The following is a 26,682-nucleotide window of genomic DNA, read 5'->3' on the forward strand; positions in this document are numbered from 1 at the left end:
CGCGTTTTCCGCCCAGCATGACGCCCAAACAGACCACGATCAATACGGTGACACTGACCTGCTCCACTTGCGGCAGCGCGCAGTTCATCAAGCTGGACACCAACGAGTACCAGTGCAGCCACTGCCAGGCCGTGACCCTGGTCGAGGACAATGTCGCCCAGCGGCTGGAGAAGATCCTGCGCGGCATGCAACAACCCGCGCCGGCGGCCAAGCTGCAACCGGCCGCCATCGTGGCGATGGTGCTGGTGGTGCTGGCGGCGATCCTGGTGCCGCTGACGTTGAATCTTGGCTCGTCAACCCGGGCCCCCTACCGTCCGTCGCCGGTCATCCCCCCGCTGGACGCCTCGCTGGTCAAGCTGACCGACGTACAGGAAAGGCGTGTGCGCAACCGCAACCAGTTGGTCATGGTGATGCGCAACGAGACGGGGGAAAAGATCGACAGCCCTCGCGTCACCGCCACCTTCTACCAGGGCGATTTGACGCTGTCGTCGGCGACGGGGTCGCCACTGGCACGCACGCTGCAGCCCGGCGAATACACGCCGGTGGTGATCTCGCTGCCCGACACGTCCTACACCCGCTACACCCTGGAGCCCAGCGTGCCGTCCCGCGCCCGCAGCACCGCGCTGGAGATTGCCGCCGACAAGGTGCAACTGGTGCGCAACGCCGGCGACTATCGCCTGGTCGGCCTGTTGCGCAACCAGGGCACGACCGCATCCAACAGCACGCAGGTGACGGTGATGCTGTATGGCGAAGACGGCAAGCTGATCGGCACCGGCACCGGGTATGGCTCGGCCAACTCGCTCGCCCCCGGCGCGGTGACCACGTTCGACGTGAACTGCGACATGCTGTCCGAGGGCAAGGTCGGGTCCTACGATTACATGGTGCAAAGTGAAAGCTAGCCGTTCCGAACCCAAGCGCCTGTCCCTGCCCGCCAAGGCCGGACTGGTGCTGGTCATCCTGGCCGCCAGCGGTTACGCGCTGGCCAAGTACAACGGCCTGCTGCCCTGGGAACAGACCAAGGCCACGACCACGACGCAGGCCGCAATGGCCACCGAGACGCCGGCTGCCAAGCCCGCGCCCCCCGCCAGCCGCGTCGTGCGGGTCAGCCCCGCCGATACGCGCGTCATCGACCACGTGCGCCTGACCACGGCTGAGCTGCTGGACCCGGGCTTCGCGCTGTTCGACCCGGCGGCGCTGACGCTGTCGCCGCCACGCCGCCTGCTGGACGAGATCGAGCGTCCGCTGCTGCTGGCCGAAGTCGTCAACCGCAGCGATGGCTACATTGCCCTGTCGCCCGGCTTGACGCTGTCGGTGTTCGACGGCTCGCGCCCGCTGAAGCTGCGCCAGGAATGGCCGCTGCCGTCCATGCTGTATCCCGGCGAGCGCATTCCCGTGCGGCTGCAAGGCGAGGCTTTCGAGCGCTACAGCGAGATCAAGACCGCTTGGCAGCCCGCCAAGCGCGCCGCGCTGCCCGGCACGCGTCCCAAGCTGGACATCACCGTCGACAACACCGAGGCGGCCGTCGGTACCGGCACGCTGAATTTCACCTACCGCTTCCGCTACAAGTATGTGGCGGTGCACGGTCGGGTGCGCAACGACGACAAGGCCGAAGTCGAGAGCGTCAAGGTGTGGGTCAGCCTGTACGACGCGCAGGACAAGCTGTCGGGCGCCCAGTATTCGGAACTGAAACTGCCCAAGCTCCAGCCCGGCGAAAGCGCGCCGTTCAAGGTGGACGTCAAACAATACGGCGGCAACTTCGCCCGGGTGGCCGTGGTCTACGACGCCAAGGCGAACTAGGCGCGGACCGGGCGCGCCCCGCATCCGCGCTCGCCGATACCGGTACATCAGGGGGCAGCCAGCCCCCCTTTTCCGTCCCCATTTATTCCCTTCAGGGCGCTGTCTCCACCGGACAACTCCCTGCAAGACGCCCCGGCCAACCCCGTCTGGCATGCGTCATCCGCAGACGCCGTGGCCTTCCCGCAACGGCTATCGACTCAAGTCTTATATAAGATATAAGACATTTGCTTGCGCCCCCTCTTCCTTCTACAATTCCTGCCGACAACCCTTCTTCCAACCCGACTTTAAGCAGGCCTCACATGCTGGATACTTACCGCCAACACGTTGCCGAACGCGCGGCTCTGGGGATTCCCCCGCTGCCCCTGACGGCCAAACAAACCGCTGAACTGATCGAACTGCTGAAGAATCCGCCTGCCGGCGAAGAGCAGAACCTGGTCGAGCTGCTGACCCACCGTGTGCCGGCTGGCGTGGACGACGCCGCCAAGGTCAAGGCGTCGTACCTGGCCGCCGTGGCCCTGGGCTCGGAAGCTTGTGCCCTGATCAGCCGCGCCAAGGCGACCGAACTGCTCGGCACGATGCTGGGCGGCTACAACATTGGCCCGCTGGTCCAACTGCTTGACGATGCGGAAATCGGCACCATCGCCGCCGATGCGCTGAAAAAGACGCTGTTGATGTTCGACGCCTTCCACGACGTGAAGGAAAAGGCCGACAAGGGCAACGCCAACGCCAAGTCCGTGATGCAGAGCTGGGCCGATGCCGAGTGGTTCACCAGCCGCCCGGAACTGCCCGAAAGCCTGACCATCACGGTCTTCAAGGTGCCTGGCGAAACCAACACCGACGACCTGTCGCCCGCTCCCGACGCCACGACCCGCCCCGACATTCCGATGCACGCCCTGGCGATGCTGAAGAACAAGCGCGACGGCGCGGCCTTCCAGCCGGAAGAAGACGGCAAGCGCGGCCCGGTCAAGTTCATCGAATCGCTGAAGGAAAAGGGCCATCTGGTCGCCTACGTGGGCGACGTGGTCGGTACCGGTTCCTCGCGCAAGTCGGCCACCAACTCGGTGCTGTGGTTCACGGGCGAAGACATCCCCTTCGTGCCGAACAAGCGCTTTGGCGGCGTCTGCCTGGGCAACAAGATCGCCCCGATCTTCTACAACACGATGGAAGACGCCGGCGCCCTGCCGATCGAGCTGGACGTGTCCAAGATGGAAATGGGCGACGTGGTTGAACTGCGTCCCTACGAAGGCCGCGCCCTCAAGAACGGCGAAGTCATCGCCGAATTCGAAGTGAAGTCCGACGTGCTGTTCGACGAAGTGCGCGCCGGCGGCCGCATTCCGCTGATCATCGGCCGTGGCCTGACGGGCAAGGCGCGCGAAGCGCTGGGCCTGCCGCCGTCGACGCTGTTCCGCCTGCCCAAGGACCCGGTCGACACCGGCAAGGGTTTCACGCTGGCCCAGAAGATGGTCGGCCGCGCCTGCGGCCTGCCGGAAGGCCGCGGCATTCGCCCGGGCACCTACTGCGAACCGAAGATGACCTCGGTCGGCAGCCAGGACACCACCGGCCCGATGACCCGCGACGAGCTGAAGGACCTGGCCTGCCTGGGCTTCTCGGCCGACCTGGTGATGCAGTCGTTCTGCCACACCGCCGCCTACCCCAAGCCCGTGGACGTGAAGACGCACCACACGCTGCCGGAATTCATCAGCACCCGTGGCGGCGTGTCGCTGCGCCCGGGTGATGGCGTGATCCACTCGTGGCTGAACCGCATGCTGTTGCCCGACACCGTCGGCACCGGCGGCGACTCGCACACCCGCTTCCCCATCGGCATCTCGTTCCCGGCCGGTTCGGGCCTGGTCGCCTTTGCCGCCGCCACCGGCGTGATGCCGCTGGACATGCCGGAATCGGTGCTGGTCCGCTTCAAGGGCAAGCTGCAGCCTGGCGTGACCCTGCGCGACCTGGTCAATGCCATTCCGCTGTACGCCATCAAGCAAGGCCTGCTGACGGTGGCCAAGCAAGGCAAGAAGAACATCTTCTCCGGCCGCATCCTGGAAATCGAAGGCCTGCCCGACCTGAAGGTCGAACAAGCCTTTGAACTGTCGGACGCCTCGGCCGAACGTTCGGCCGCCGGCTGCTCGGTGCGCCTGAACAAGGAACCGATCATCGAGTACATCAACAGCAACATCGTGATGCTGAAGTGGATGATCGCCAACGGCTACGAAGACGAACGCACGCTGGGCCGCCGCATCAAGGCAATGGAAGCCTGGCTGGCCGACCCCAAGCTGCTGGAGCCGGACGCCGACGCCGAATACGCCGCCGTCATCGAGATCGACCTGGCCGACGTGCACGAGCCCATCGTGGCCTGCCCGAACGACCCGGACGACGTCAAGACGCTGTCGGAAGTCGCCGGCGCCAAGATCGACGAAGTGTTCATCGGCAGCTGCATGACCAACATCGGCCACTTCCGCGCGGCGTCCAAGCTGCTGGAAGGCAAGCGCGACATCCCCGTCAAGCTGTGGGTGGCCCCGCCCACCAAGATGGATGCCACGCAATTGACCGAAGAAGGCCATTACGGCGTGTTCGGCACGGCGGGCGCACGTACCGAAATGCCGGGCTGCTCGCTGTGCATGGGCAACCAGGCCCAGGTGCGTGAAGGCGCGACGGTCATGTCGACCAGCACCCGCAATTTCCCGAACCGCCTGGGCAAGAACACCAACGTGTACCTGGGTTCGGCCGAGCTGGCCGCCATCTGCTCGAAGCTGGGCCGGATTCCGACCAAGGACGAGTACATGGCCGACATGGGCGTCATCAACAAGAGCGGCGACCAGATCTATCAGTACCTGAACTTCGACAAGATCGCTGACTACAAGGACGTGGCCGACGTGATCGAGGTGTAAGCCTCATCCGCCAGCCAGGCCTGCCTGCAGACGGCCCCGGAGCGATCCGGGGCCGTTTTTTATTTGACGCTGCGCAAGGCAAGCAAGGGGCATCGCCCGGCCAGGCAGGAAATTAGTCGGGGACGGAACTTATTTGGCGATACGTTTTCATACAATCACCGTAACCAATGACACAAACCCCTCACTGCCGCCCGCCGGCCCCAGGAGAAGACTGCCAATGACACGGCTCTTGTTGCCGCTGCCGCTGTTGACGGCGCTGGCCGGCTGCGCCACGGCGCCGCCCTCGAACCCCGAGAACATCTGCGCCATCTTCCGCGAAAAGCCCGATTGGCACGATGCCGCGTTGAAGGTGCAGAAAAAATGGGGCGCGCCGGTGCAGGTGCCGATGGCCATGATGTACCAGGAATCCTCGTTCAAGCAGGACGCCGTGCCGCCGCGCTATTACTTCCTGGGCATCATCCCCTGGGGTCGGGTCAGTTCCGCCTACGGTTACGCGCAGGCCAAGGACGAGACCTGGGGCGACTACAAGAAAGACGCCGGCGGCTGGGGTTCAAGCCGCGACAATTTCGCCGACGCGCTGGATTTCATGGGTTGGTACATGAACAAGACCCAGCGCCTGAACGGCGTGTCCAAGTCGGATGCCTACGGTCAGTACCTGAACTACCACGAAGGCTGGACCGGCTACCGCAACCGCAGCTACGACCGCAAGGCCTGGCTCAAGACGGTATCGAAGAAGGTGCAGGCGCGCGCCGACAAATTCGCCAGCCAGTACAAAAGCTGCGAAAAGGACCTGACGCGCGGCGGCTGGTTTTTCTAAGCGGCTTTTGCCAAGGGAAGCGGCTCGCGCCGCCCCCTGGGGCGCGCTCAGGCCTGCACGCCCAGCCGATACACCACGGTATCGAGCCGGCTGACCCCGCGTTCGGCGAACTTGGGTTCCTTGGCCAGGATGTCGCGGCGGTCGATGATGACGGCCGGCGACACACCGGTGAACAAGGCCCGCACTTCGGTATCGACCAGCGCGAACGGCGGGCCTTCCATCTCTTCCTGGGGATAGTCCAGGGTGATCAGCAAGCCGCGATAGCCCGGCGCCAACTGCCCGTAGACGTGGCGCACGTAGGCGCCGCGCATGTCCGCCGGCAGGGCGATCAGGGCCGCCCGGTCATAGGCGCCCACGCAGTGCGACAGCAGTTGCGCATCCAGCTTGAAGATATCGCCGCAGATGATCTCGATATTGCCCGCGACATAATGCTTGCCGTAGGCGGTGTCGTGGATGACGGGCTTGAGCTCGTTTTCGGTGAAGAATTGCTCGACCGCCAATTGGGACAGTTCCACACCCAATACCTGAAAGCCCTGGGCCGCCAGCCACACCATATCCAGCGACTTGCCGCATAGCGGCACCAGCACCTTGCCCCCGGGGGGCACCGACAGCGTCGGCCAGTATTTCTGCAACAGAGGCGTCACGCGCGTTTGATGAAAATGCGTGCGACCGTCGCGCCAGCGTTCCAACCAGAATTCCGCGTCCATGCTTTGTATTTATCCTCCTGAAAATAGCGAATTACTCCATTCGCGGGCGGTGCCGCGCGCCGGTGCGCGGCTTGGCAAGACCCCTTGATACTACCTGTCTGGCGTCAGGGCAGCATCGGGAACAAGCACCCGAATAATGCTCATACTCGCGCGGCGTCAAGGCAAAGGCTTGGCGACACAGGCGTCGGGGCACGCTCCTAGGGTTTATCCCAACTCTTGTTTTGCATCCAGGCCAACGCCAGCCCCGTATGTGTTCGTGACGGCCAACACAAAGGAGATCGTCATGAAATTGCTAGCCTCGATTGCCATCGCCAGCGCCGCCCTGACCCTGTCGCCGACCTACGCGGCCGACGTCATGGTGGGTGGACAAGCGATGATGCCCGGCAAGACCATCGTTGCCAACGCGGTCAATTCCGCCGACCACACCACCCTGGTCGCGGCCGTGAAAGCCGCCGGCCTGGTGGATACGCTGCAGGGCAAGGGTCCGTTCACGGTCTTCGCGCCCACCAATGCCGCCTTCAACAAGCTGCCCGCCGGCACGGTCGACACGCTGGTCAAGCCGGAAAACAAGGCCACGTTGACCAAGATCCTGACCTACCACGTGGTGCCGGGCAAACTGGACTTCGACGCCCTGGCCGCCAAGGCCAAAAAGGGCGGCGTGACCGAACTGACCACGGCCAGCGGCGGCAAGCTCTGGGTCATGATGAACGGCAAGCACAACCTGACCGTCAAGGACGAAAAGGGCGGCGTGGCCAATATCAGCACCTATGACGTATACCAATCCAACGGCGTGATCCACGTGATCGACAGCGTGTTGATGCCCAAGTAGTCGCATCCGGGATATCGTAGGGGTCCCTGTGACCCCTACCCGCCCGCTCATGACCGCAACGCTGCTTCGTACGGTTCGATCGTTGTCCGGTTTACCTCTCGCCGCCGTATCCGGCCTGCTGGCCGTCTTGCTGCTTGTCGGCCCCCCCGCGCAAGCGCAGCCGCTGGAATTCGATAACGCCTACAAGGCCGAACTGGCTTCGGAGAGCGCCGCCTTGCGCGCCCGCATCCAGCAATGGCCCGCGCCGCTGCAGGACATGAACCAGCAGATCTCCGCCGCGCTGCGCGCCAACGATCCGGCGCAGGCGCAGCGCATTGCCGAAGCCCTGTCGCAGCGCGAGCCGGCCAATGCCGACGTCAAGAACTTCCTGGGCAAGCTGCAATCCATCAACGGCCAGCAGGCCGCCGCGGTGAAGCTGTTCGACGAGGCGATCACGCTGGCCCCGGACAACCGCTGGTTCTACGTGAACAAGGCCGGTGCGCAGGCCGAGTTGCGGGACCTGCCCAACGCACTGGCCACGGCGCGCGCCCTGACCGCGCGCTATCCGCAATGGAGCATCGGGCTGAACCTGGAAGCCGCGCTGCTGGACGGCCTGGACCGCATTCCGGAGGCACTGAAAGCGTACGAACAAGCGGTGGCGGCCACGCCGCCCAGCGCCCAGATCCTGACCAACCAGGGCTTGCTGCTGCGGCGGCTGGGCCGCCAGGCCGACGCCCGCGCCAGTTTCGAGGCCGCGCTACGGGTGCAGCCCGGCTATGCGCGAGCCGAGGCCGAACGGGCGTCGTTGCCGCGCTAGCCGCTTCATTCAAGGCCATGCCCCCCCCGGCGCAACAGCCGCCCGCAGCCCCTGGAATCGCCCTCATGCCCCTTATGCCGTCCGACACGTCCATGCCGCCCCCTGAACCGCTCGCTTGCCCGCCCCGCCGCGCCCTGGCACTGGCGATGGCGGCGCTGGCCTGCGCCCCCTTTCGCATGGCAACTGCCGCGGGTAGCGCAGCGCCGAACGACCGCGACGCCATCATCCGCCGCGTGTTCCAGGCGGACCTGGCAGGCATCCGCTACGGCGCAGACCACGCCAAGCTGATGCGCCACCTGGGCGTGATCTGGATTCCCGTGGAATCCGGCGCGCCCGGCATCGAATTCGAATATCCGCTGGGCGGCAAGGACACGGTGGCCGAGGCGATGGCGTTGCTGGGCACGGCCGACAGCCGCCTGGCGACGCAGCGCATGGCCGAGGTCTGCCGGCTGGTGCCCGCCTATGTGCGCGGTATCGGTCAGTTGCCGCCCGGCCGCTATGCCCTGCCGCCGCAACGGCGCGAGGCCTTCGACTTTCCGGATAGTGGCGTGGACGCCAAGGGCTTTTTCCGGCTGCATCGCGAGCACCTTGCCCTGCTGCGTGCGGCCAACTGGCGTGAAGCGGGCAAAGGTGCGCTGGAAGCCGTGCTGCGCGAAGGCGACGCCTACTGGCCCATGCCGTACATCGACGGCAAGCGCCCGTATGGCGACAGCAGCTTCTTCCAGATCGATATGGCACGCGTGCTGGGCCAGCCCTATGCGCTCGACGCCCAGGGCCGTGCCATCACCGAGCCGGCCAAGGACGCGCGCCTGGCCAGCCTGCACGGGCAGACGGCCGCCGCGCTGCAGGTCTTCCTGGCCCACGCGAAAGCCTAGGCCGGCATCGCGGCAACGACGGTTCACACAATGGCGGCATGCCGGACGCCGCGGGGCATCACGGCCGAGAGAAGAACCCGCGGATATCGTCGGCCACCGGCACTGCCGCCAGCACCATCAGGCACAGCGCCAGCGGCAACGTGGACCCGAAGCCGTAATGGAAGAACGAATACGCGCCCACCACGCCGCCGGTGAAAAACAACGTGACCATCGCGCCCAAGACGATCAGCTTGCCGCGATCGGCCCGCACGGGTGGCGAATTCGCGGCGTCGGATCGCGCCAGGTTCCAGTAGAACAGCTTGCCCAGCTCGATGCCGATATCGGTGACCATGCCGGTCACGTGGGTGGTGCGGATTTCGGACTTCGACACCTTCGTGATCATCGCATTCTGCAGGCCCATGATGTAGCACAGCAGCATCACGGTGCCCGGTACGTAGAACCAGCGTAACGTTTCCAGGTTGGCACCCAAGAGACCGAACACCAGCAGCAGCACGGCCTCGACCAGCAGCGGCAGCGCGAACTCGCTGGCCAGGTGCGAACGGCGCCCGAAGTGGATCAGCGAGGCCGACGTGGCCGCCCCCGCCAGGAACGACAGCAGAGCAGCCAGCCCCTGCAGCACCACCGCCAGGCTGCCCAGCGCCATGTGGTCGGCCATCATCGAGACGATGCCCGACATGTGCGAGGTGTACTGCTGCACGGCCAGGAAGCCGCCCGCGTTAACCGCACCCGCGGTGAAGGTCAGGATATAGGCCAGCCGCCGATTGGCCTGCGGCGTACGGCTGACGGCGGTGAGCTGGCGCAGGAAGGGAATGGGCACGATGGCGCAGCGCCTCAGCGCAACGGGAAGTAGATACCGGCCAACGACCCATTGAAGCCGCAACTGGGCGAACTGGCTTCGCTCTTGTCACCGGGAGGCGGCACTTCTTCGAGCCCCAGGCCCGAGCCCACGCGGCGCAACACCAGCGTCCACCCGTCGCCGTCCTGCTCCTGGAGCACCAGCGTATCGCCGCTCAGTGCGCCCACCCCCGAGGCTTCGCAAACCCAGCTGGCGTTGTAAGGCGCCGCTGCGGAAACCTTGGCAGCCAGACGGCCATCGGCAAGCCGAGTCACTTTGAGCTCGCCGCTGAAGTTGCCCCAATTTCCTTCGAAACCCTTTCGTGGCGCCAGTTCAAGCGCCGTCAGGAATGCTTCGCGATCCCGCAAGCGCTCGGCGATTTCCTCGGCGCCCGTCGCGCTATCTGTCGGGTGCTCGTAGGACTCATCGCGTACACGGACGAATTGCCGCTGCTCGGACGACAGGGCCCGGGCCGTTTCGGCGTCAAAGGCCTTGCGCGCCTTGCCAAATTGGTTGGCAATACTGACGTCCAATGCCCCAAGGCTGGCATCGGCGCAGATCGCCTTTTCAGCGCTGCTTGTGGCGCGGGCGCAGTCAAAGCTCGGGGTGGACGCCGCCCTGGCGCCCCCCTGCACGGCAACCGCCATGACCGCCGCGAAACCGGCGGCACGCGCATAGCGCTTCATAGAAAAAGCTCCCTGGACAATGAGTGGGCGGTCAACGCCAGCGACCGCCTCCGATCCCCAGGATTCTACAGCTGCCTTCCCAAGCGGCGGCGGTGTCAGCCGCCGCGCCTTCCCCTCGGGCTGGCGGGTCAGCCCGCGTCCGACTCGGCCAGTTGCCTGCGGCGGAATTCGCCCTGGCGCACGTGCATCCAGCCCGGGTATTCCGGCGGCAACGCGCTGACCTTGTCCAACTGGTCCAGCTCGTCCGGCGTCAGCTTGATGGCGGTGGCCGCCAGGTTGTCGTCCAGCTGATCGACCCGCTTGGCGCCGATGATGACGCTGGTCACCGAACGCTGGTGCAGCAGCCAAGCCAATGCCACCTGCGCCACCGACACGCCGCGCGCATCCGCCACCTGGCGCAAGACGTCGATGCTGTCGAAGGCACGATCGCGGTCAACCGGCGGGAAGTCGAACTGGGCGCGGCGGCTGCCGGCCTCGGCCTGGCCGTCGCGGCGGTACTTGCCGCTGAGCAGGCCGCCCGCCAGGGGGCTCCAGACCATCAGGCCCACGCCTTCGCTCTGCAGCAGCGGCACGATCTCGCGTTCCAGGTCGCGGCCCGCGATGGTGTAGTACGCCTGCAGCGATTCGAAGCGCGCCAGGCCCAGGCGCTCGGCAATGCCCAGGGCCTTCATGATCTGCCAGGCCGCCCAGTTGGACACCCCCACGTAGCGCACGTGGCCGTGCTGCACCAGGTTGTCCAGCGCCCGCACGGTTTCCTCGACCGGCGTGGCCGGGTCGAAGCCGTGGATCTGGTACAGGTCGATATGATCCAGTTGCAGCCGCGACAGGCTTTTCTTGACGCTGTCCATGATGTGAAAGCGCGAATTGCCACGGGCATTGACGCCGGCGCCCGTCTGCCCGAACACCTTGGTGGCGATGACCACGTCGTCGCGCGCCACCTTCAGGTCGCGCAGCGCCTGGCCGGTGATGATTTCAGAGCGGCCCTCGGAATAGACATCCGCCGTGTCGATGAAGTTGACGCCCGCTTCCAGTGCGCGCCCCACCAGGCGGTTGGCGTCTTCCTGCTGCAGGTCGCCGATCTTGCTCCACAATTCGCCTTCGCCGCCGAAGGTCATGGTGCCCAGGCAAAGTTCCGAGACGAACAGGCCGGTGCTGCCGAATTTCTTGTACCGCATCATTGCACTCCTTCGTGGGCGCGGCGCGTCGCCCATCCCGGGATGGGAAGGCAGCAGGCGCGTGGCCGGGGTGGAAACAGTATGCGTCGCCGGGCCCTTCGGATGGATGCTCGATCCTGCCCTTTTTTTGCCTGATTCTCTGGCCCTCGACCCGCACGCCGGGCATCCGCCCGATCCTCCGCATTCTTTGCCTGATTCTCCGCGCCGCGCATCCGGGTGCACCATGAGGCCCAGCCCGGGTCTACACTCAATACCGCCTGATCCTCTGGCGGCCACGCAGCACGCGCGTGCGCGAGGCCGCCCACCCGGAGCCCCCATGCCTCCTACTTCCGACCTGCCCATTCCCGACTCTGCCGCCCTCCTGGATGCCGCCTTCGAGCCCGCCCGGCGCGAACTGCTGGGCCTGCTGGAACGCATGACCGGCACCATGGAGGGATCGCTCGATACCCCCATCGAAGGCCTCTACCTGCACCGTATCTCGCAGCCCACCGGCGCCAAGCCCGGCCTGCAGAAAGCCGCGCTGGCGGTCATTGCGCAAGGATCCAAGCGCCTGTGGATCGGTGACGAAACCTACGAGTACGACCCCTTCCACTACTTGATTTCGTCGGTCGACCTGCCCGTGGTGGCCAAGGTATCGGTGGCCAGTCCGACCCTGCCCTACCTGGGACTGCGCCTGGATCTGAACCCGGAAGAGATTTCCGAGCTGATCAGCGACGAAAACCTGCCGCCGCTGGTGCCGGCCGAGGCGTCCCGCGCGCTGTGCGTCAATCCGCTGGGTGGCACGTTGCTGGACGTGGTGCTGCGACTGCTGCGCCTGTTGGACACGCCGCGCGACATCCCGATCCTGGCGCCGATGGTCAAGCGCGAACTGCTGTATCGCCTGCTGATGAACGGCCAGGGCGTGGTGCTGCGCCAGAGCGTGATGCAGGACAGCCAATTGAACCGCGTGGCCAAGGCCATTCGCATCCTGCGCGACAACTATGCCCAGCCCTTGCGGGTCGAGGAAATCGCCCGCGACGTCCACATGAGCGTGTCCTCGCTGCACCACCATTTCAAGCAGGCCACCGCCATGAGCCCGCTGCAATACCAGAAGCACCTGCGGCTGCAAGAGGCGCGCCGCCTCATGCTGACCGACGACGCCGGCGTTGCCCTGGCCGCGCACGCCGTGGGCTACGAAAGCTCGTCGCAGTTCAGTCGCGAATACAGCCGCCTGTTCGGCACCCCGCCCTTGCGCGACAAGCAGCGTTGGAAGGACGAGGCGCTGGCGGCTGCCTGATTCTCCGGCAAACAGGAGGTTCCTTCGAGACGCCCGCTGGCCAAAAAAATAATTCCAATTGGCCTGCATCCAAATGCGGCTCCGGCGGGTAGTACCTGCAACGGCGCGCATCCTGCCCGCCGTATCCCCCAGGGACATCCCCAGGAGACCGCTCATGACCACTCGCCCCACCCCCGCCACCGGCCTGCTGGCCGCCGCCCTGCTGGCCGCCTGCGGCCTGATGCCCGCTGCCCCGGCCATGGCGTATTCGCAGGACGCCCTGCCCGCACCCGTCCAGGTCCCCGCCGGCCACAAGGTCGCCTGGGAAACCGTCGGCGCGGGCGAAATCACCTATGAATGCCGCGCCAAGGCAGACGCCAAGGACCAGCTGGAATGGGTCTTCGCCGGCCCGAAAGCCGTGCTGAAGGATCGCCAGGGCAAACAGGTCGGCACCTACTACGGCCCGCCCGCCACCTGGGAGGCCGCCGACGGCTCCAAGCTGACCGGTACCCAGGTCGCCGTGGCGCCCGCCGGCGCCGGCAACCTGCCGTACCAATTGGTCAAGGCCAATCCCGCCATGGGCGCCGGCGCGCTCAATGGCGTCGCCTACATCCAGCGCACCGCGCTCAAGGGCGGCGTCGCCCCGCAAACGCCCTGCACCACGGCCGGCCAGCGCAGCCAGGTCTCGTACCAGGCCGACTACATCTTCTGGAAAGCGAACTGACGCGACGTGCAACGGCGACGTGCAACGGCGACGTGCAACGGCGACGTGCAACGGCGACGTGCAACGGGCCACGGCGGCGGGAGTCCGGTAACATGCCTGCATCCGCCGCCGCCCGGGCCTTGCCCGGGTCCCCGCCCACCGCCCCTGCCCCCGCGCGCATGCCGAACCGACCTGTTCCGGATTTCGATTACGAAGCGGCCCTTGACCAGTGCGCCGCGGGGCGTCGCTCGGCGCTGGAAGCCCTGTACCGCCAAGAAGGCCCACGGCTGCTGGGTGTGGCCCAGCGCATCCTGCGCGACCGCGCCCGGGCCGAAGACATCGTGCACGACGCCTTCGTCAATATCTGGAACCGTGCGGGCAGCTTCGACAGCGCGCGCGGCTCGGCCCGCGGCTGGATCTACAGCATTGCCCGCAACCTGGCGCTGAACGCCGTGCGTGACGGCCGCCACGAGACCGCCGTCGACGACGACACCGCCGCCGCGCTGGACGCCCGCGATGCGATCGAGGCCTGGCACGACACGCGTGAAGCCTTCGACTGGCGCGACAGCGCCGGCCGCATCGGCCCCTGCCTGGAACAACTGGAACCCGTGCGCCGCAACTGCGTGCTGCATGCCTACGTCGAAGGCCTGTCGCACGGTGAAATCGCGCAACGCCTGGGCGCCCCGCTGGGCACCGTCAAAGCCTGGATCAAGCGCAGCCTGAAAGCGCTGAAGGAATGCCTGGCATGAGCGCCCTGCCTGAACCCCCCGAAGGCCTGGACGAACTGGCCGGCGAGTACGTGCTGGGCACCCTGTCCGGCGCGCGCCGTCGCGACGTCGATGCCCGCCTGCCGCACGATGCCGCGCTGCGTGCCGCCGTCGACCGCTGGGAAGCGCGCCTGCTGCCGCTGGCCAACCTGGCCGCGCCGGTCGAGCCGTCGCCCGGCCTGTGGCCGCGTATCGAGAAGACACTGAACGGCCAGTCAGCCGCCGCCCGGGCCGGCGCATCGTCGCGCCCGCGGTGGTGGGACAGCCTGTTCTTCTGGCGCGGGGTCGCCGCCAGCGGCCTGGCCGCCGCCCTGGTCCTGGCCGGCACGTTGGCGCTACGGCCCGCGCAAACGCCCGGCCCGATGCAATACATGGTGGTGCTGGTCGCCCCGCAGTCGCAGACGCCGGGCTGGGTGGTGCAGGCGCAGGCGGGCGAGCGCGAGGTGCAACTGGTGCCGATCGCGGCCATGCAGGTGCCGGCCGATCGCGCGCTGGAATTCTGGACCAAGGCCGACGGCTGGGCCGGTCCGGTGTCGCTGGGCCTGGTCAAACCGGGCGAACCGGTGCGTATTCCGCTGGACAAACTGCCCCCGCTGGAACCCAACCAGTTGTTCGAATTGACGCTGGAACCGGCCACCGGCTCGCCCATCGGCAAGCCGACCGGTCCGATTCAATTCATCGGCCGGGCCGTCAAAGTAATGTAGCGTCGAGCGCGTGGCATTTTTCTGGAAAATGCCGGCCGCAACTTCGACCGGTTCCCCGCCCCGCATCATTTTATCGGCGGCACGACATATGCCTCGTCAACCGCACTGCGCCTGAAGGCGGACAACGGTTGACGATCGGCGAACGCAAGGCTCGCCAAAATGCCTTTTGCGCCGTGGCCCCTGCCTCTGTGGCAAGACGATATGACAGGCCAAACCATAATGCCGGGGCGGTCGATTCCGAGTATTGGATATTCCCCGGACAGTGACAGGATCGCGCGGCGCGGCGATCGACGCAGCGCCTGGATATTAGAAAATTAGAATCTTCCACACGCGCCAAACCGCTCGGCATGCGCAAGAATTCATTTATTTTAAAAATCCACTGCCCTTTGCCTTGATGCTGCAAGCGGCCGATATTTCTACTGCCACATAAGGTTGCACCACCGGAAATCGCGAGCGTATTTCTGGTGCATTTCAAGCCAGATTGACGATCAGAAAATCGCGCGAGCAGACGCGCCCTCATCCGAGCCCGGTTCGCGCTACCTAGCCACACGGCGATCGATCGGATCGCCCCGCGATGCGTTGCCCGCAGTTGGCCCGGGGACCCGCATTCCTTCTTCCCCAAGGGCTGCGCTGCCGCCTCCGCTTTGCGTCCTGCTGCGGTCGGTCCATGCCTGGCATCCGTTCCTCTGCGGCCCCACGCGCCTGGCCGATCCTGCCTCACCCGTGCGGCCTGCCCGCGCTCCGCTTCCTGCCATTGCCTCGCGCATTCGACCGCACACGCAGTGCGCCACCGCGTGCCCTCCCTTGTCCCAACCATCAGGAGCATAGACATCATGCGAGTCATCGCCATTGACGACCACCCCTTGGTTCTTACCGCACTTGGACAAATCCTGGGCGACCTGCCCGCTGTTCAGCTGGTCGGCTGCGCATCCACCATCATCGGGCTGCGTGACCTGCTGGCCCGCCATGCCGCCGATGTCTTGATCGCCGATTACTCGCTGCCTCGGGAAGATGCGGCGGACGGCCTCACCCTCGTGAAATGGATCCAGAGGCAGTATCCCCACATGAAGATCGTCGTCTTCACCATGCAGGACAACGCGGCCATTATTCGCGTCATTATCGAAAACGGCGTGGCGGCGGTGGTCAGCAAGCGCGACCCGCTGACCCATATTGCCATTGCGCTGGAGCGGGTCGACGGTGGCCTGGCCTACCAGTCTCCCACCATATTGACCCTGCTGAATGAAAGCTGGCATACGGTCCGCGGTACCGCGTTGAGCGACAAGGAACTGGAAGTACTGCGCCTGTTCGCGGCGGGCATGTCCATGACCGAGGTGGCGGTCAAGATCAACCGCACCGTCAAGACCGCCAGCGCGCACAAGGTATCCGCGATGCGGAAAATCGGCGCCAGAAACGATTCAGAGCTATATAACGCGCTGCGCGAGCTGCGGTTTTTCTGAACCCTGGAAATTTCCAGTATCCACGCGGCCGATCCATGCGCCCCCAGTGAGGCGGCGCTCGGCGAGCCGAGTCGATCGGCCTACTTCTTGCGGAATGGGTAGGCCTGCTGCGCCAGGAATGTGCCGGGCATGTCGTTGTCCAGGATGCCGTAGTTCTGCGGCAGACGGTTGCCGGCGCCGCGCACGGCGGTGCCGAACAGGTAATCGATGAACGACAGATGGGCCGCGTAGTTCTTGTCGATGGCTTCCGTGTCGGACGAATGGTGCCAGTGATGGAAATCCGGCGTCACGATCACGTAGCGCAGCCAGCCCCAGGGCAGCTTGACGTTGGAGTGAATCAGCACCGCCTGGAACCCGACGATGATGATGTAGGCGTCCAGCACCGGCTTGGAAAACCCCAGCGCGAACAGGACGCCCAGCACCGCCACACGCGTGATCAGCAGCTCGACGATGTGCAAGCGTGAGCCGGCCAGCCAGTCCAGCGTGCGGGTGCTGTGGTGCACCGCATGGATGCGCCACAGGAACGGTACCTCGTGATACGCCCGATGCGCGGCGTACTGCACCAGATCGGCCACCAGCACGGCCAGGAACAACTCGGCCAGGTAGGGCAACGACTGGATGGCCTGCTGCAGCGGTTCATACGCCGCCCACGAGAACAGCCTGTGCACGAAGAAGTTGATGCACAGCAGCACCGCCCCCACCGAGAGGTGGTTGAACAGGAAATGCTTCATGTCCACTTGCCATTCACCGCGGAACACCGGTTGGCCGGGGTACAGCGGAAACAGCTTCTCGAAGATGATGAACACGGTGCTGGACGCCAGCAGGTCCAGGATGAACCAGTCCAGCCCGAGGTAGGGGGTGTGGCCGGTATTGGTGCTGGTCACCACGACCTGGCTGCCGCCGGCCGCCACTGCGCCGCACACCAGGACGAATGCAGCGATATTGAGCCAGCGCTGGCGGCCGAAGACAATATTCGTCAACGCAATCGTGCCCGACACCAGCAAGGCGCCGAACAGCAGCGCGCGCATCGCTTCGACCGTATAGAAGCTGCGCAGCTCGGGTGTTGTCAGATACGCCGGAAAGTGAAACGCCAGCACGCCCAGCACGGACAGGATCGCCAGGAACAGCGCAATCACGCCGGTGATCATGCCGGTACCCGGGTGGATGCGACCGTCCTGCTTGAACAAATTCACAACCTGACGGTGAAGGGGCGCGCGCTGATTCATTGCACTCTTATGGCAGACCACGGGGAAGCGAGTGTATCCCCCCCGCCCTCGCAGAGCATGTAATTAAACGTGAGTGGATAAGACCATCCCTATTCGTCCCAAAACCGCGCCAATCCTTGTGTTGCGTCAAATCCCCCCAAATAGTGGCCCCGATGGCGAAGGAAGGTCGGTTGACTTTGACTGGCCGGTGCGATGTCATGGAATCGACCGTTCATTGCGGGCCGGCCTGCCGGCCGCAGCGCAGTCGTTTTTCAACCGGATCACAGCACGAGGCCGCCATGTTTCCTGAGTACCGCCAACTGATTACCCAACTGAAAGCCGAAAACGGCCACTTCTCGGCCCTGTTCCAGCGGCACAATGACCTGGACCAGGAAATCAAGAACATGGAGGCCGGCATTATCCCGGCGTCCGATGGCGCCGTCGAAGTGCTCAAAAAAGAGAAACTGCTGCTCAAGGACAAGCTGTACAGCCTGTTGCTCGCCGCGGACCAGAAAGCAGGCTAGCGTACGCGCCTGCTTGCGCATCCCCCGCCAGGGCGCCGATCTCGGCGCCCTTTTTGCATCTGCACCTCGTGCCGCCCCTCGCTTGCTGACGTTTAGCTGAACGAATAGAATTCCCGTGTCCGGCCCGTTGCCGGAGGCATACGCAAGGTGGTGCAAGGTGCATGACAGAGATTTCAAGCCAGGCGAGGCCGTGTCGCCTGTAACCGGTTGGGCCATGCTGCCTCTCGTGGAACACGACTCCCTGCTCTTGCGGCTGGATTTTCTGCCCGCCCCGACGCCTTCGGCCGCCGAGGGCAGCGCCCGTGGCCGCGTCTATGCCATGACGTCCGAGCAGTTGCAATTGCTGCTGGATTCGCTGCAGGCCCAGCTCGACAAGTTGCAACCCGGCCCCATCGCCGCGCGCCACTAGCTCGGCTGACCGCGCCCGCGCCCCGGCTGCGCGGCCCAGCGCCGACTTCAGCAGTACTAAAGATAGATTAGTATCTTTAGATTCTCTAACCAGGCCACAACCGCTAGTCTGTCGCCCTTGCTTCAAGGTGCCACATGACTCACGCTTTCCTGCCCGGTTTTCTCCTCAGCCTCAGCCTGATCCTTGCCATCGGCGCACAGAACGCCTTCGTGCTGCGCCAGGGCCTGCGCCAGGAACACGTGTTTGCCGTCTGCCTGGTGTGCGCGGTCTCGGACGCCCTGTTGATCGCGGCGGGCATTGCGGGCTTCGGCCTGGCGTCCAACGCCCTGCCCTGGCTGGAACCGGTGCTGCGCTACGGCGGCGCGCTGTTCCTGTTCGTCTATGCGGCTCGCAGCCTGCGGTCGGCCCTGCGCAACCACGGCAGCCTCACCCCGTCCTCGCGGCAAGCCGCCGGGCTGGGCGCCACGCTCGCCGCCTGCCTGGCCTTCACCTGGCTGAACCCGCACGTGTATCTGGACACCGTGGTGCTGCTGGGATCGATTTCCAGCCAATACGAAGGGCAAAAGACCGCCTTCGCCCTGGGCGCCATGACGGCGTCGTTCCTGTTCTTCTTCACGCTGGGCTTCGGCGCCCGACTGCTGCGGCCCGTGTTTGCCAGCCAGACCGCCTGGCGGGTATTGGATGCGCTGGTCGGCGTCGCCATGCTGGCGATCGCGCTGAAGCTGATCTGGCCCTGAGGCGGGCGCGGACCCGATCCCGCGGAGCCCGCCGGCCCCTTACTGCGCCTGCGCCGCCTTCTTCGCGGCGGCCGGCACATTGCGGAACGTCACGCCCAGCCGATTGAAGGCATTCATCAGGCCGATCGCATAGGTGAGGTCCGCCAGTTCCTTGTCATTGAACTGCGCGGCAGCCGCCTGGTAGTCGGCGTCCGGCACGCCGGTTTCAGCCACCCGCGTCACGCATTCGGCCCAGGCCAGCGCGGCTTGTTCACGCGCGCTGAACACCGCGCCGGCTTCGCGCCACACGGGCACCAGCACCAGCTTGTCCACGGCCACGTCCTGCTTGAGCAGGTCGCGCGAGTGCATGTCGATGCAATAGGCGCAGCCATTGATCTGCGACACCCGCAAATACACGAGATTGACCAGCACTTCCGGCAGGCCGCAATGGCGCAGATAGGTGTAGACGGCGCCGTAGGCCTTGTAGCCCTCGGGCGAGGCCTGGGCGTAGTCGATGCGATTGCTCATGATGGGTCCTGATGGAGGGATATCGAAGCCTCCATGGTGCGCCCCGACGACGTTTTTCGATAGATCCAAGAACCGGGTTGCGTGCTGGGCCATGATGCGCCGGGCCTTGTCCGCCCCGGCGACACGTGGCCCCCGGTTGCCGTCAGCCTTGAGGCACCCGGGCCAGAACCCAATCGGCCGCCAGGGCCGCGAGGTCCGCGGAGTTATCGTCCATCATGAGCAAATGGGAATTGCCGTGGATACCCGCAGCAGGCAGATCCAACACGTCCGCACGTCCCCCCGCAGCCCGAATCCGCACCAGCCAATCATCAGCCCCCGCTCGGTACCGACGCCACAACTCGCTGTGGGCAAAATGATCGCCCCAGATGACCAGGTGCGGCACGCTTGCGGCAGCGCAGGCGGCAGCCGCGTCCAACGCCGGCGCACCGGCAGGTTCCACCAGGACCACGGCGGCGATCGCCGCGGGCATTCGGGCCGCCAGTTGCGCCGCGTGGCGCGCCCCTTCGCTGTGGGCCACGACGATGCTACGCCCGAAATGCTGCAATAGCTCACCATAGGCCGCCAGCGTCGCCTCGGTGTTGCAGGTCCAGCGTGCCACGAACTGCTTGGCGAACTGGTCCGCGCGATGAATCGGAAAGCGCATCCCGGCATGGGCCAACGCCGATCGGTACCCGCCCTGTGGACCAAAGCGGAAGATGGACCACGCCTGGTCCAGCGTCCGATGCTCCGGCGCCTCGGGAGTAATGTCGGGATACGGCGCCCAGGAAGCCCTGCCGCGCTCCACCGCGTCGGTGACGCAGGTGTGAAACCTGCGCCGCATGAAGCACTCATGCCAGCCCGCCCGGCCGTCCGGCGTCTCTTCCCAGGTCGCCCCCGTCATGCCTCCGCCGTGCCAGAACAGCACGGGCGTCTGGCGGGTTGCGTTGGCCAGTTCGAAATGCTGCGCGTACAGCTGGCCGACCTGATAGCGGCCATTGGGATCCGACCGGCGTGGCGGCTCGCCGGGCACGGTCTCGATCGTCTTCCGGGGCAGGCCGTGCAGGTCCACCGCCCGTCCGCCGACGTGAAAGCCACGCACGCGACGCAGCGCAATCACTTCATCAGGTGCAGCGGGCGGCACGGTCAGCAGGTCACACGACATAGCGAACCGCCACCAGCGCGAGCGTTACCGTAATGGCGCCGCCGATCCGCGTGGAGATTTGCGCGAACGGCATCAGCGACATCCGGTTGGCGGCCGTCAGGATGGCGATGTCACCGGTACCGCCCTGTCCGCTATGGCAAGCATTCACCACGGCGACATCGATGGGGTACATGCGCAGCCGACGCGCCACCAGGAAGCCGGTCGCGATCATCGAAAAAACAGTGGCGAAGACCGTCACCAGCGTAGGCACATTGAACGCACTGACAAATTTGTCCCACGGCGTCAACGCCACGCCCATGGCGAACAGCAAGGGATAGGTCACGACCTTGGACGTAAAGGCATACAGGTCCTTGCCCGCGCTTTCGATCTTCGGAGGAATCATGCGCAGGAGCTTCATTGCCACCACCAGGATCAGCATGGCGATGGGGGCCGGGAAATCGAACAGCTTCTGGCTCAACGTACCCAGCAGATACAGGCCCACCACCGTCACCAGGCCGCTGCCCAGCGCCATCGGGTCGAACACCGACGGCACCGGCTTGCGGTCCGCTGCGGCCTGCATGGGATCCGCCCCGGGCTGCAGTTGCCCTTCGCCGGTCAGGTGCGGATATCGCTTGCCCAGCATATTCAACAGCCCCGCCAGCATTACCGCGGTAAAACTGCCCAGCATGACTACCGGGATGATCTGGGCGAACAGCGCTTCCTGCGGCTGCGCCATCAGTATCGAATACCCCAGCGACAAGGGAATCGCCCCCTCGCCCAATCCCCCCGCCATGATGGGAATGACGATGAAGAACAGGCTGTGTATCCAGTCAAAGCCCATCGCCATGCCTACCGCCGTGCCGACCCCACCCGCCACGACCGACCCGGCCGCCAGCGGTACGAAGATCTTCAGGAATCCAGCCACCAGCACATCGCGCGGCATGCTCATGATGCTGCCGACAATGATGATGGCGATGTACAGGTACAGGAAATTGGAAACCTTGGTAAAGGTCTGCACCGACTCCACCACTTGCGGCGGAATCACGCCATGGAATGTCAGCGCAGAAGGCACGACGAACGCCATGATCGCCGCCACGCCCGTCACCGAAATCAGGCGGACCCGCTTGCCCAGCTCCATGAAGATGAAGCCGCCGACTGCCAGTACGCCGATCGACATCGACAGGTCGGAGGGCACCTTGCCTTTCAGCGTCATGATGCCGATCACGCCCAGCAACGCCAGGAAAATCGGCAGCGGCACCACCCCGATCTCGATGCTCATCAGCTTCAGCCACCCGCGCAGCCAGGGCTTGCCCGCCCTGTCTTGCGAGCCGTCAACCGCCAGCGGCGGCGCGGCCGCCTGTTCAGCCTGTCTCATTGCGCGTCCTTATTGTTATGCGAGGAAGCGGCGACTGTATCCAGGCAACCCATAAATGTAAAATATGCCAAATTTATTCTTCCATATAAATAATCAATGGATGAGATCGGCAAGCTTCCGCTGACGATGCAGCACCTGGCCTCGCTGATTGCCATCAGCGAGGCGGGCAGCATGACCGCCGCTGCACAGCGCCTGGGCATGGCCCAGCCCGCGCTGAGCATTGCCGTCGCCAAACTTGAAGCCAGGCTTGGCATGGCGTTGCTGCATCGCGAACCCCGTGGCGTCCAGCTCACCCAGGCCGGCCAATTGCTGCTTGCGCGCGCCTACGACATCCTGGAATTGGCGCAGACCAGTCTGCGCGAGCTGGACGGGCTACGCCAGGAACCGCAAGGTGACGTGGCCATCGGCTTGCCGTCCTCGACGGCGGCGGTGGCAGCGCTACCCATCATCGAGCGGCTGTCCAGCCGCTACCCGAAAATCAAGCTGCGCGTGGTGGAAGCCTTTTCCGGGTACCTGTGGAAATGGCTGCAGAACAGCGAGATCGATATGGCCGTGGTGTTCGACCGCTCGGCCACGGTCGACCTGCATTGCCTGCCGTTGGCTCAGGAAACCATGCACCTGGTCAGCCGCCGCGGTACCCGCGCCCGCCATGCGCCCGTGAAAATGGCCGAGCTGGGCGCTTATCCCCTGGCCATGCCGTCACGTGCCAACGGCTTTCGCGCGGCATTGGAATCGCATGCCGAAAAGTACGGCGCCGCCCTGGATGTCGCGCTGGAAATCGACGCCGGACACCAACTGGTCAAACTCGTCGCCAGTGGCCGGTACCATAGCGTGCTGGCCCCCTGCGCGGTCAGGGACGAAATCGAAGCGCGGCTGTTGGTGGCCCGACCGATCGAACCGCCGCTGGCCCGCACCGTATGCCTGGCCCACCGTAAGGTGGGCAAAGCCTCGACTCCTATCAAACTGGTCGCCGATGAGGTCATCGAAGAATGCCGCAGTCTGATCGAATCGGGAATCTGGCAGGCAACACTCCCCCCGCCTGGCAACTCGCACAAGGAACCCCACGCATGAAGGCTCTTTTACTGTTCGCGCTGTCCATCTTGGCCTGGCCTGCACATGCCGACTGCCAGGCACCGGCGCAGTGGACGCGCACCTTTCATGAAAGGCACGCCGATTTCTACTGGAAGCCGGATAGCCATGACCCGTCGCTGTTCACTCCCGAGTTCGACCAGGCGCTGCGCAAGGAATGGGACTACGCCAAGGGCGAGGTGGGTCATCTGGACTACAACCCCTGGCTTGGCGCCCAAGACGGCGATATGGCGGCCAGGCCCGTCTTCGACACCGAAACCGAATCTCCCGGCACGGCAATCGTGGCAATGCGATACCCCTTCGCGCTCGAGCCCGGCGGCCCGCAGACACCGCAGATCGTTCACTTGGTCTTAAAGCGCGAAGCGTTACAGTGCTGGCGATTGGACGACCTCATCACACCGCTGGGGGAATCGCTTCGGCGGACGTATGGCGGCCTGGCCAACACTGCCTCTTGAAAGCCAGGATGAGGTAGCCCAGGAACATCCTCACTGCGATGAAAAGGAAACCCTGGCGCAACCCGACTGATTGGTTGGCATCCCCCCACAGCTTGCCTGCGGCAATGGCCGCGGTTGCGGCCGACGGAAGACTGACGATTGCGTCCACAACCCGACCGACTCTGCGCATCTCCTGCCGTTCTTCGAACACCACAAGAACAAAGGCCGCTAGCGACTGTTATCGCTAGCGGCCTTGCCGTATGTGGTCGGGGCGGTGGGATTCGAACTCACGACCCTCTGCTCCCAAATTAGAAACGCGCGAACGTCGGCGAACGTCAGCGAACGAATAACCAACTGATTCATAAGGCTTTATAAAATTTTCCTTGTTCGTCGACGTTCGCTAATATACGCTGACAGCCGCAAAAATGTTGTCCCATATGTTGTCCCATATGGCGCATGAGGCAGAAGAACGGAAAGATTCGAGGAAATATGACGAGATACCCAAAACGCGGAAAAGGTGCGCGGTGGACCGTCAAAGAACTGGAAGCGGTACCGGCGGAATGGGTCGGTGATCACCTGGCTGATGGGGACGGCCTGACAGGAGAAATCCGCATTCAGCGCGGCACGATGGCCGTGGTGTGGCGATACGCCTATCGCATGGGCGACAAGGTAAAGAGATTCTACTGCGGCTCATGGCCGGAGCGCACACTCGACGAGATCCGCTCCGCCAGGAACAAAGCGCGGGCGGACATTAAGGCGGGCCGCAATCCGTCAGCCGTCCGCGACTTGGAAAAAGCCCAGGTGCGGGAAGCTATGGCAGCTGAATCTGCCGCTGTAACCGCCGCTGAAGAAGAGGCCACGACCGACGCCCTGTCGTTCCAAGAGATGTATAAAAGCTGGCTGGAATCGGGAGTGAAGCGAGCAGATGGCAACACCGAGGTGAAGCGCATCGTTGAAAAAGACGTGCTTCCCTTGATCGGTGATACTCCCGCGCGATCAATTCGCGAGAAGGATATCGAGCGAGTGATCCGCTCGATTGTCGGCCGCGGTTGCAATCGGCTTGCCGAGGTGACCTACCAAATACTGGGCCAGATGTTCCATTGGGCAGAAAAGCGCCAACCATGGCGAAAGCTGCTTTCGGAAGGAAACCCGGTTGAGCTGGTTGAGCTCGGGGTGCTCCTGGCGGACGATTACGACCCGGATAACGCGCGCGAACGCGTTCTCCCGCCTATTGAGATTGTCGAGCTCCAGACTCGATACCGCGAGTTGGAGGAGCAGTATCTCGCTTCGGATGACAAGCGAAAGAGGAAGCCTCCATCCAAGGCGTTGCAGGCAGTTTCCTGGATCTGTTTGAGCACGCTGTGCCGGATAGGGGAACTGCACCTAACCGAAATTACGCATCTCGATCTCCGAGAGGGTACGTGGTTCATTCCCAAGGCGAACGTCAAGGGCAGAAAATCACAGAAGCGCGACCACCTGGTCTTTCTGTCACCCTTCGCAGTCAAGCATTTCGAGACCCTTGTCAGCCTGGCAGGATCGTCCCGCTGGCTCCTACCTTCGCGCGACAATGATGACGCGGGGGTAGACCAACCGATGTACAAGCAGGCCTTTACTAAGCAAATCAAAGATCGGCAAGCCATGTTCAACGGAAAGCCCAAAGCACGCCGCGCTTCGGACAACTCCCTGGTGCTCAGCAAAGGCCAAAACGGCAATTGGACGCCTCATGATTTACGGCGAACGGGGTCGACCATCATGGAATCACTGGGAATCGATCCAAACATCATCGACCGCTGCCAAAATCACGTCATTCACACGGGCAAGAACCGTGTCAGGCGGCACTACCAGCTCTACGACTACGCCGACGAGAAGCAAGCAGCATGGGCGAAGCTCGGCGACTATTTGGAAAGACTGCTGTCGGGGGCCGTGGCGCCAGCCGAGCTTCAAAAGCGGCTAACCGCCAAGCAACTACTCGCGGCGTAAAAAAAGCCGAAGACCGTTCGGTCTTCGGCTGCTGGACGCAGGCGGGCAAGCCTAGATCAAGCCCATCTTGGCCATAGAATGGCCGCTACCTGCCGCCACGATCACGTGGTCGACCAATGTCACATTGACCAGAGCCACGGCGTCCTTCAAGCGGCGCGTAACCTCAACGTCCGCCCTGCTTGGCTGCGACGAACCCGAGGGATGGTTGTGGGCAATCAAGATGGAATGCGCGTTGTGCCGAATAGCCGCCTTGACGACCTCGCGTGGATACACGCTCGTCTCAGACAGCGTGCCTCTGAACATTTCCTCGAAAGCGATCATTCTCAATTGCGCATCAAGGAACATTACGCCGAACACCTCCACGTCCGACAGCGCCAGGCGCGACACGATATAGTCGATGGCGGCGGACGGCTTATCCACTGGCAAGCGACTACCCAGCGCCCCCTCCAATTGCTGTGCAGCCGCACGTAGCAGCTCTTCCGGGGTTGCGGCTCGATAGAGGCCGCCCGCCTCGCATACAACCGGGGTGCCCTGGACATCCTGCGGCACCTGCCTTTCTCCTGCCCAGGCGCGACTGAAACTTAGTTGCATTGCTCTCTCCAATAGCAAGGGTTGCCTACCAACCCATTAATGATCGGTCGTCAACAATGGAGGGTGTCAGACTTGGGAACTCGCCATGCGCAGTCAGCTCTTACCAATGGACATTGGGCTATACCTAGAGTTCACGCCTAACAAGCCAGCTTTCCCGGGCACGCCATTTGCTGACTTGACTCGGTTCCACTTTCTCAAAGAGCGGCAATGTCTGACGATCTGAGTAACCGCGGCCCGCAAGACCGCGCCCGGGTGAACGTCAATGAGGCTCACGAGCTCAAATATTGGACGCGTGAATTCGACGTCACCGAGGACAAGCTTAGGCAGGCCGTAAAGGAAGTTGGCGTTTCCGTCGACGCGCTCCGGAAGCACTTCTCGTCGCCCCCACGCTGAAGCAACGCATCCCCAGCCTTGGCT

Annotated in this window: 27 protein-coding genes and 1 pseudogene; 19 read left to right on the plus strand and 9 right to left on the minus strand. The window is 64.4% G+C overall.

Annotated features, from left to right (window positions below):
* Positions 1–17 precede the first annotated feature (17 nt).
* The 4 genes from AC6LJ2_RS15765 (at position 18) to AC6LJ2_RS15780 (ending at position 5,505) form a co-directional block, all read left to right on the plus strand.
* On the plus strand, positions 18–899 hold the full coding sequence (locus AC6LJ2_RS15765; RefSeq protein WP_445657221.1) for an FxLYD domain-containing protein: 882 nt from the start codon (positions 18–20) through the stop codon (positions 897–899).
* On the plus strand, positions 889–1,797 hold the full coding sequence (locus AC6LJ2_RS15770; RefSeq protein ID WP_498151711.1) for an FxLYD domain-containing protein: 909 nt from the start codon (positions 889–891) through the stop codon (positions 1,795–1,797). Before AC6LJ2_RS15765 ends, AC6LJ2_RS15770 begins: the two co-directional genes overlap by 11 nt.
* A gap of 299 nt (positions 1,798–2,096) precedes the next feature.
* Positions 2,097–4,688, plus strand: coding sequence for a bifunctional aconitate hydratase 2/2-methylisocitrate dehydratase (gene acnB, locus AC6LJ2_RS15775; RefSeq protein ID WP_263911570.1), 2,592 nt, complete (start codon positions 2,097–2,099; stop codon positions 4,686–4,688).
* Between the two features lie 217 nt (positions 4,689–4,905).
* Positions 4,906–5,505 carry a transglycosylase SLT domain-containing protein gene (locus AC6LJ2_RS15780; RefSeq protein WP_025139513.1) on the plus strand — a complete coding sequence of 200 codons (600 nt, stop codon included), beginning with the start codon at positions 4,906–4,908 and terminating at the stop codon, positions 5,503–5,505.
* A gap of 47 nt (positions 5,506–5,552) precedes the next feature.
* Here AC6LJ2_RS15780 and AC6LJ2_RS15785 read toward each other — a convergent pair whose 3' ends face one another.
* Positions 5,553–6,212: a thiopurine S-methyltransferase gene (locus tag AC6LJ2_RS15785; RefSeq protein WP_025139514.1), complete on the minus strand. Its 660-nt coding sequence runs from the start codon at positions 6,210–6,212 to the stop codon at positions 5,553–5,555.
* 283 nt (positions 6,213–6,495) lie between these two features.
* On the opposite strand from AC6LJ2_RS15785, the gene AC6LJ2_RS15790 reads away from it, so the two are divergent.
* From AC6LJ2_RS15790 to AC6LJ2_RS15800, 3 genes are all read left to right on the plus strand, one after another.
* Positions 6,496–7,041, plus strand: a complete 546-nt coding sequence (locus AC6LJ2_RS15790; RefSeq protein ID WP_498151712.1) for a fasciclin domain-containing protein — start codon at positions 6,496–6,498, stop codon at positions 7,039–7,041.
* Between the two features lie 28 nt (positions 7,042–7,069).
* The gene (locus tag AC6LJ2_RS15795) at positions 7,070–7,837 is read left to right on the plus strand and encodes a tetratricopeptide repeat protein (protein WP_498151713.1); all 768 of its coding nucleotides are present in this window, start codon (positions 7,070–7,072) and stop codon (positions 7,835–7,837) included.
* A 65-nt stretch (positions 7,838–7,902) separates the two neighbouring features.
* Complete coding sequence (locus AC6LJ2_RS15800) at positions 7,903–8,712, plus strand: hypothetical protein (RefSeq protein ID WP_498151714.1); 810 nt, start codon at positions 7,903–7,905, stop codon at positions 8,710–8,712.
* 79 nt (positions 8,713–8,791) lie between these two features.
* Here the strand turns inward: AC6LJ2_RS15800 and AC6LJ2_RS15805 are convergent.
* The 3 genes and pseudogenes from AC6LJ2_RS15805 to AC6LJ2_RS15815 all read right to left on the minus strand — a co-directional run.
* Positions 8,792–9,529 (minus strand): annotated as a pseudogene (locus tag AC6LJ2_RS15805) (YoaK family protein); the annotation flags it as partial.
* A 14-nt stretch (positions 9,530–9,543) separates the two neighbouring features.
* On the minus strand, positions 9,544–10,233 hold the full coding sequence (locus AC6LJ2_RS15810; RefSeq protein WP_498151715.1) for a lysozyme inhibitor LprI family protein: 690 nt from the start codon (positions 10,231–10,233) through the stop codon (positions 9,544–9,546).
* 128 nt (positions 10,234–10,361) lie between these two features.
* Positions 10,362–11,408 carry an aldo/keto reductase gene (locus tag AC6LJ2_RS15815; RefSeq protein WP_263911562.1) on the minus strand — a complete coding sequence of 349 codons (1,047 nt, stop codon included), beginning with the start codon at positions 11,406–11,408 and terminating at the stop codon, positions 10,362–10,364.
* A gap of 316 nt (positions 11,409–11,724) precedes the next feature.
* Here AC6LJ2_RS15815 and AC6LJ2_RS15820 point away from each other — a divergent pair, with 316 nt between their 5' ends.
* The 5 genes from AC6LJ2_RS15820 to AC6LJ2_RS15840 all read left to right on the plus strand — a co-directional run bounded on the left by AC6LJ2_RS15820 (position 11,725) and on the right by AC6LJ2_RS15840 (position 16,294).
* Positions 11,725–12,684, plus strand: a complete 960-nt coding sequence (locus AC6LJ2_RS15820; RefSeq protein ID WP_498151716.1) for an AraC family transcriptional regulator — start codon at positions 11,725–11,727, stop codon at positions 12,682–12,684.
* Positions 12,685–12,838: 154 nt separating this feature from the next.
* Complete coding sequence (locus tag AC6LJ2_RS15825) at positions 12,839–13,387, plus strand: DUF3455 domain-containing protein (protein WP_263911560.1); 549 nt, start codon at positions 12,839–12,841, stop codon at positions 13,385–13,387.
* A gap of 158 nt (positions 13,388–13,545) precedes the next feature.
* Positions 13,546–14,115: a sigma-70 family RNA polymerase sigma factor gene (locus AC6LJ2_RS15830; protein WP_445659204.1), complete on the plus strand. Its 570-nt coding sequence runs from the start codon at positions 13,546–13,548 to the stop codon at positions 14,113–14,115.
* Complete coding sequence (locus tag AC6LJ2_RS15835) at positions 14,112–14,837, plus strand: anti-sigma factor (RefSeq protein ID WP_498151717.1); 726 nt, start codon at positions 14,112–14,114, stop codon at positions 14,835–14,837. Before AC6LJ2_RS15830 ends, AC6LJ2_RS15835 begins: the two co-directional genes overlap by 4 nt.
* Positions 14,838–15,670: 833 nt before the next feature.
* Entirely contained in the window at positions 15,671–16,294 is a 624-nt protein-coding gene (locus AC6LJ2_RS15840) for a response regulator (RefSeq protein ID WP_263911557.1), read from the plus strand.
* A gap of 80 nt (positions 16,295–16,374) precedes the next feature.
* Here AC6LJ2_RS15840 and AC6LJ2_RS15845 read toward each other — a convergent pair whose 3' ends face one another.
* Positions 16,375–17,520, minus strand: coding sequence for a sterol desaturase family protein (locus tag AC6LJ2_RS15845; RefSeq protein ID WP_263911555.1), 1,146 nt, complete (start codon positions 17,518–17,520; stop codon positions 16,375–16,377).
* A 278-nt stretch (positions 17,521–17,798) separates the two neighbouring features.
* On the opposite strand from AC6LJ2_RS15845, the gene AC6LJ2_RS15850 reads away from it, so the two are divergent.
* The 3 genes from AC6LJ2_RS15850 to AC6LJ2_RS15860 all read left to right on the plus strand — a co-directional run bounded on the left by AC6LJ2_RS15850 (position 17,799) and on the right by AC6LJ2_RS15860 (position 19,169).
* The gene (locus tag AC6LJ2_RS15850) at positions 17,799–18,023 is read left to right on the plus strand and encodes an HP1242/YdcH family protein (RefSeq protein WP_263911614.1); all 225 of its coding nucleotides are present in this window, start codon (positions 17,799–17,801) and stop codon (positions 18,021–18,023) included.
* 190 nt (positions 18,024–18,213) lie between these two features.
* A complete protein-coding gene (locus AC6LJ2_RS15855) occupies positions 18,214–18,432 on the plus strand; it encodes a BssS family protein (protein WP_263911554.1) in 219 nt (72 codons plus the stop codon).
* A 134-nt stretch (positions 18,433–18,566) separates the two neighbouring features.
* The gene (locus tag AC6LJ2_RS15860) at positions 18,567–19,169 is read left to right on the plus strand and encodes a LysE/ArgO family amino acid transporter (protein ID WP_263911552.1); all 603 of its coding nucleotides are present in this window, start codon (positions 18,567–18,569) and stop codon (positions 19,167–19,169) included.
* A gap of 39 nt (positions 19,170–19,208) precedes the next feature.
* On the opposite strand, the gene AC6LJ2_RS15865 is transcribed toward AC6LJ2_RS15860, so the two are convergent.
* The 3 genes from AC6LJ2_RS15865 to AC6LJ2_RS15875 all read right to left on the minus strand — a co-directional run bounded on the left by AC6LJ2_RS15865 (position 19,209) and on the right by AC6LJ2_RS15875 (position 22,171).
* Positions 19,209–19,676, minus strand: a complete 468-nt coding sequence (locus tag AC6LJ2_RS15865; protein ID WP_263911551.1) for a carboxymuconolactone decarboxylase family protein — start codon at positions 19,674–19,676, stop codon at positions 19,209–19,211.
* A gap of 142 nt (positions 19,677–19,818) precedes the next feature.
* Positions 19,819–20,817: an alpha/beta hydrolase family protein gene (locus tag AC6LJ2_RS15870; RefSeq protein WP_498151718.1), complete on the minus strand. Its 999-nt coding sequence runs from the start codon at positions 20,815–20,817 to the stop codon at positions 19,819–19,821.
* Complete coding sequence (locus tag AC6LJ2_RS15875; RefSeq protein ID WP_263911548.1) at positions 20,807–22,171, minus strand: 2-hydroxycarboxylate transporter family protein; 1,365 nt, start codon at positions 22,169–22,171, stop codon at positions 20,807–20,809. The genes AC6LJ2_RS15870 and AC6LJ2_RS15875 overlap by 11 nt, the downstream gene beginning before the upstream one ends.
* A 96-nt stretch (positions 22,172–22,267) precedes the next feature.
* On the opposite strand from AC6LJ2_RS15875, the gene AC6LJ2_RS15880 reads away from it, so the two are divergent.
* The 3 genes from AC6LJ2_RS15880 (at position 22,268) to AC6LJ2_RS15890 (ending at position 25,674) form a co-directional block, all read left to right on the plus strand.
* A complete protein-coding gene (locus AC6LJ2_RS15880; RefSeq protein ID WP_263911547.1) occupies positions 22,268–23,242 on the plus strand; it encodes a LysR family transcriptional regulator in 975 nt (324 codons plus the stop codon).
* On the plus strand, positions 23,239–23,715 hold the full coding sequence (locus tag AC6LJ2_RS15885) for a hypothetical protein (protein ID WP_498151719.1): 477 nt from the start codon (positions 23,239–23,241) through the stop codon (positions 23,713–23,715). Before AC6LJ2_RS15880 ends, AC6LJ2_RS15885 begins: the two co-directional genes overlap by 4 nt.
* 435 nt (positions 23,716–24,150) lie before the next feature.
* Positions 24,151–25,674 (plus strand): tyrosine-type recombinase/integrase, encoded by a 1,524-nt coding sequence (locus tag AC6LJ2_RS15890; protein WP_082401245.1) that lies wholly within the window; start codon positions 24,151–24,153, stop codon positions 25,672–25,674.
* A gap of 51 nt (positions 25,675–25,725) precedes the next feature.
* On the opposite strand, the gene AC6LJ2_RS15895 is transcribed toward AC6LJ2_RS15890, so the two are convergent.
* Positions 25,726–26,265, minus strand: coding sequence for a JAB domain-containing protein (locus AC6LJ2_RS15895; RefSeq protein WP_054457878.1), 540 nt, complete (start codon positions 26,263–26,265; stop codon positions 25,726–25,728).
* 207 nt (positions 26,266–26,472) lie between these two features.
* Between AC6LJ2_RS15895 and AC6LJ2_RS15900 the strand changes: the two genes are divergently transcribed.
* Positions 26,473–26,658, plus strand: coding sequence for a DUF3606 domain-containing protein (locus tag AC6LJ2_RS15900; RefSeq protein WP_054457879.1), 186 nt, complete (start codon positions 26,473–26,475; stop codon positions 26,656–26,658).
* Positions 26,659–26,682 lie beyond the last annotated feature (24 nt).

It is taken from the genome of Achromobacter sp. 1014246743, from assembly GCF_059760725.1.

Bases quoted from the DNA above. Each gene is read 5' to 3' on its own strand.
- AC6LJ2_RS15885 (WP_498151719.1), top strand. From the start codon at position 23,239: ATGAAGGCTCTTTTACTGTTCGCGCTGTCCATCTTGGCCTGGCCTGCA.
- AC6LJ2_RS15820 (WP_498151716.1), top strand. From the start codon at position 11,725: ATGCCTCCTACTTCCGACCTGCCCATTCCCGACTCTGCCGCCCTCCTG.
- AC6LJ2_RS15800 (WP_498151714.1), top strand. From the start codon at position 7,903: ATGCCCCTTATGCCGTCCGACACGTCCATGCCGCCCCCTGAACCGCTC.
- AC6LJ2_RS15840 (WP_263911557.1), top strand. From the start codon at position 15,671: ATGCGAGTCATCGCCATTGACGACCACCCCTTGGTTCTTACCGCACTT.
- AC6LJ2_RS15860 (WP_263911552.1), top strand. From the start codon at position 18,567: ATGACTCACGCTTTCCTGCCCGGTTTTCTCCTCAGCCTCAGCCTGATC.
- acnB (WP_263911570.1), top strand. From the start codon at position 2,097: ATGCTGGATACTTACCGCCAACACGTTGCCGAACGCGCGGCTCTGGGG.
- AC6LJ2_RS15870 (WP_498151718.1), bottom strand. From the start codon at position 20,817: ATGTCGTGTGACCTGCTGACCGTGCCGCCCGCTGCACCTGATGAAGTG.
- AC6LJ2_RS15900 (WP_054457879.1), top strand. From the start codon at position 26,473: ATGTCTGACGATCTGAGTAACCGCGGCCCGCAAGACCGCGCCCGGGTG.
- AC6LJ2_RS15765 (WP_445657221.1), top strand. From the start codon at position 18: ATGACGCCCAAACAGACCACGATCAATACGGTGACACTGACCTGCTCC.
- AC6LJ2_RS15845 (WP_263911555.1), bottom strand. From the start codon at position 17,520: ATGAATCAGCGCGCGCCCCTTCACCGTCAGGTTGTGAATTTGTTCAAG.
- AC6LJ2_RS15780 (WP_025139513.1), top strand. From the start codon at position 4,906: ATGACACGGCTCTTGTTGCCGCTGCCGCTGTTGACGGCGCTGGCCGGC.
- AC6LJ2_RS15810 (WP_498151715.1), bottom strand. From the start codon at position 10,233: ATGAAGCGCTATGCGCGTGCCGCCGGTTTCGCGGCGGTCATGGCGGTT.
- AC6LJ2_RS15825 (WP_263911560.1), top strand. From the start codon at position 12,839: ATGACCACTCGCCCCACCCCCGCCACCGGCCTGCTGGCCGCCGCCCTG.
- AC6LJ2_RS15830 (WP_445659204.1), top strand. From the start codon at position 13,546: ATGCCGAACCGACCTGTTCCGGATTTCGATTACGAAGCGGCCCTTGAC.
- AC6LJ2_RS15785 (WP_025139514.1), bottom strand. From the start codon at position 6,212: ATGGACGCGGAATTCTGGTTGGAACGCTGGCGCGACGGTCGCACGCAT.
- AC6LJ2_RS15880 (WP_263911547.1), top strand. From the start codon at position 22,268: ATGGATGAGATCGGCAAGCTTCCGCTGACGATGCAGCACCTGGCCTCG.
- AC6LJ2_RS15865 (WP_263911551.1), bottom strand. From the start codon at position 19,676: ATGAGCAATCGCATCGACTACGCCCAGGCCTCGCCCGAGGGCTACAAG.
- AC6LJ2_RS15890 (WP_082401245.1), top strand. From the start codon at position 24,151: ATGAGGCAGAAGAACGGAAAGATTCGAGGAAATATGACGAGATACCCA.
- AC6LJ2_RS15790 (WP_498151712.1), top strand. From the start codon at position 6,496: ATGAAATTGCTAGCCTCGATTGCCATCGCCAGCGCCGCCCTGACCCTG.
- AC6LJ2_RS15850 (WP_263911614.1), top strand. From the start codon at position 17,799: ATGTTTCCTGAGTACCGCCAACTGATTACCCAACTGAAAGCCGAAAAC.
- AC6LJ2_RS15895 (WP_054457878.1), bottom strand. From the start codon at position 26,265: ATGCAACTAAGTTTCAGTCGCGCCTGGGCAGGAGAAAGGCAGGTGCCG.
- AC6LJ2_RS15815 (WP_263911562.1), bottom strand. From the start codon at position 11,408: ATGCGGTACAAGAAATTCGGCAGCACCGGCCTGTTCGTCTCGGAACTT.
- AC6LJ2_RS15875 (WP_263911548.1), bottom strand. From the start codon at position 22,171: ATGAGACAGGCTGAACAGGCGGCCGCGCCGCCGCTGGCGGTTGACGGC.
- AC6LJ2_RS15835 (WP_498151717.1), top strand. From the start codon at position 14,112: ATGAGCGCCCTGCCTGAACCCCCCGAAGGCCTGGACGAACTGGCCGGC.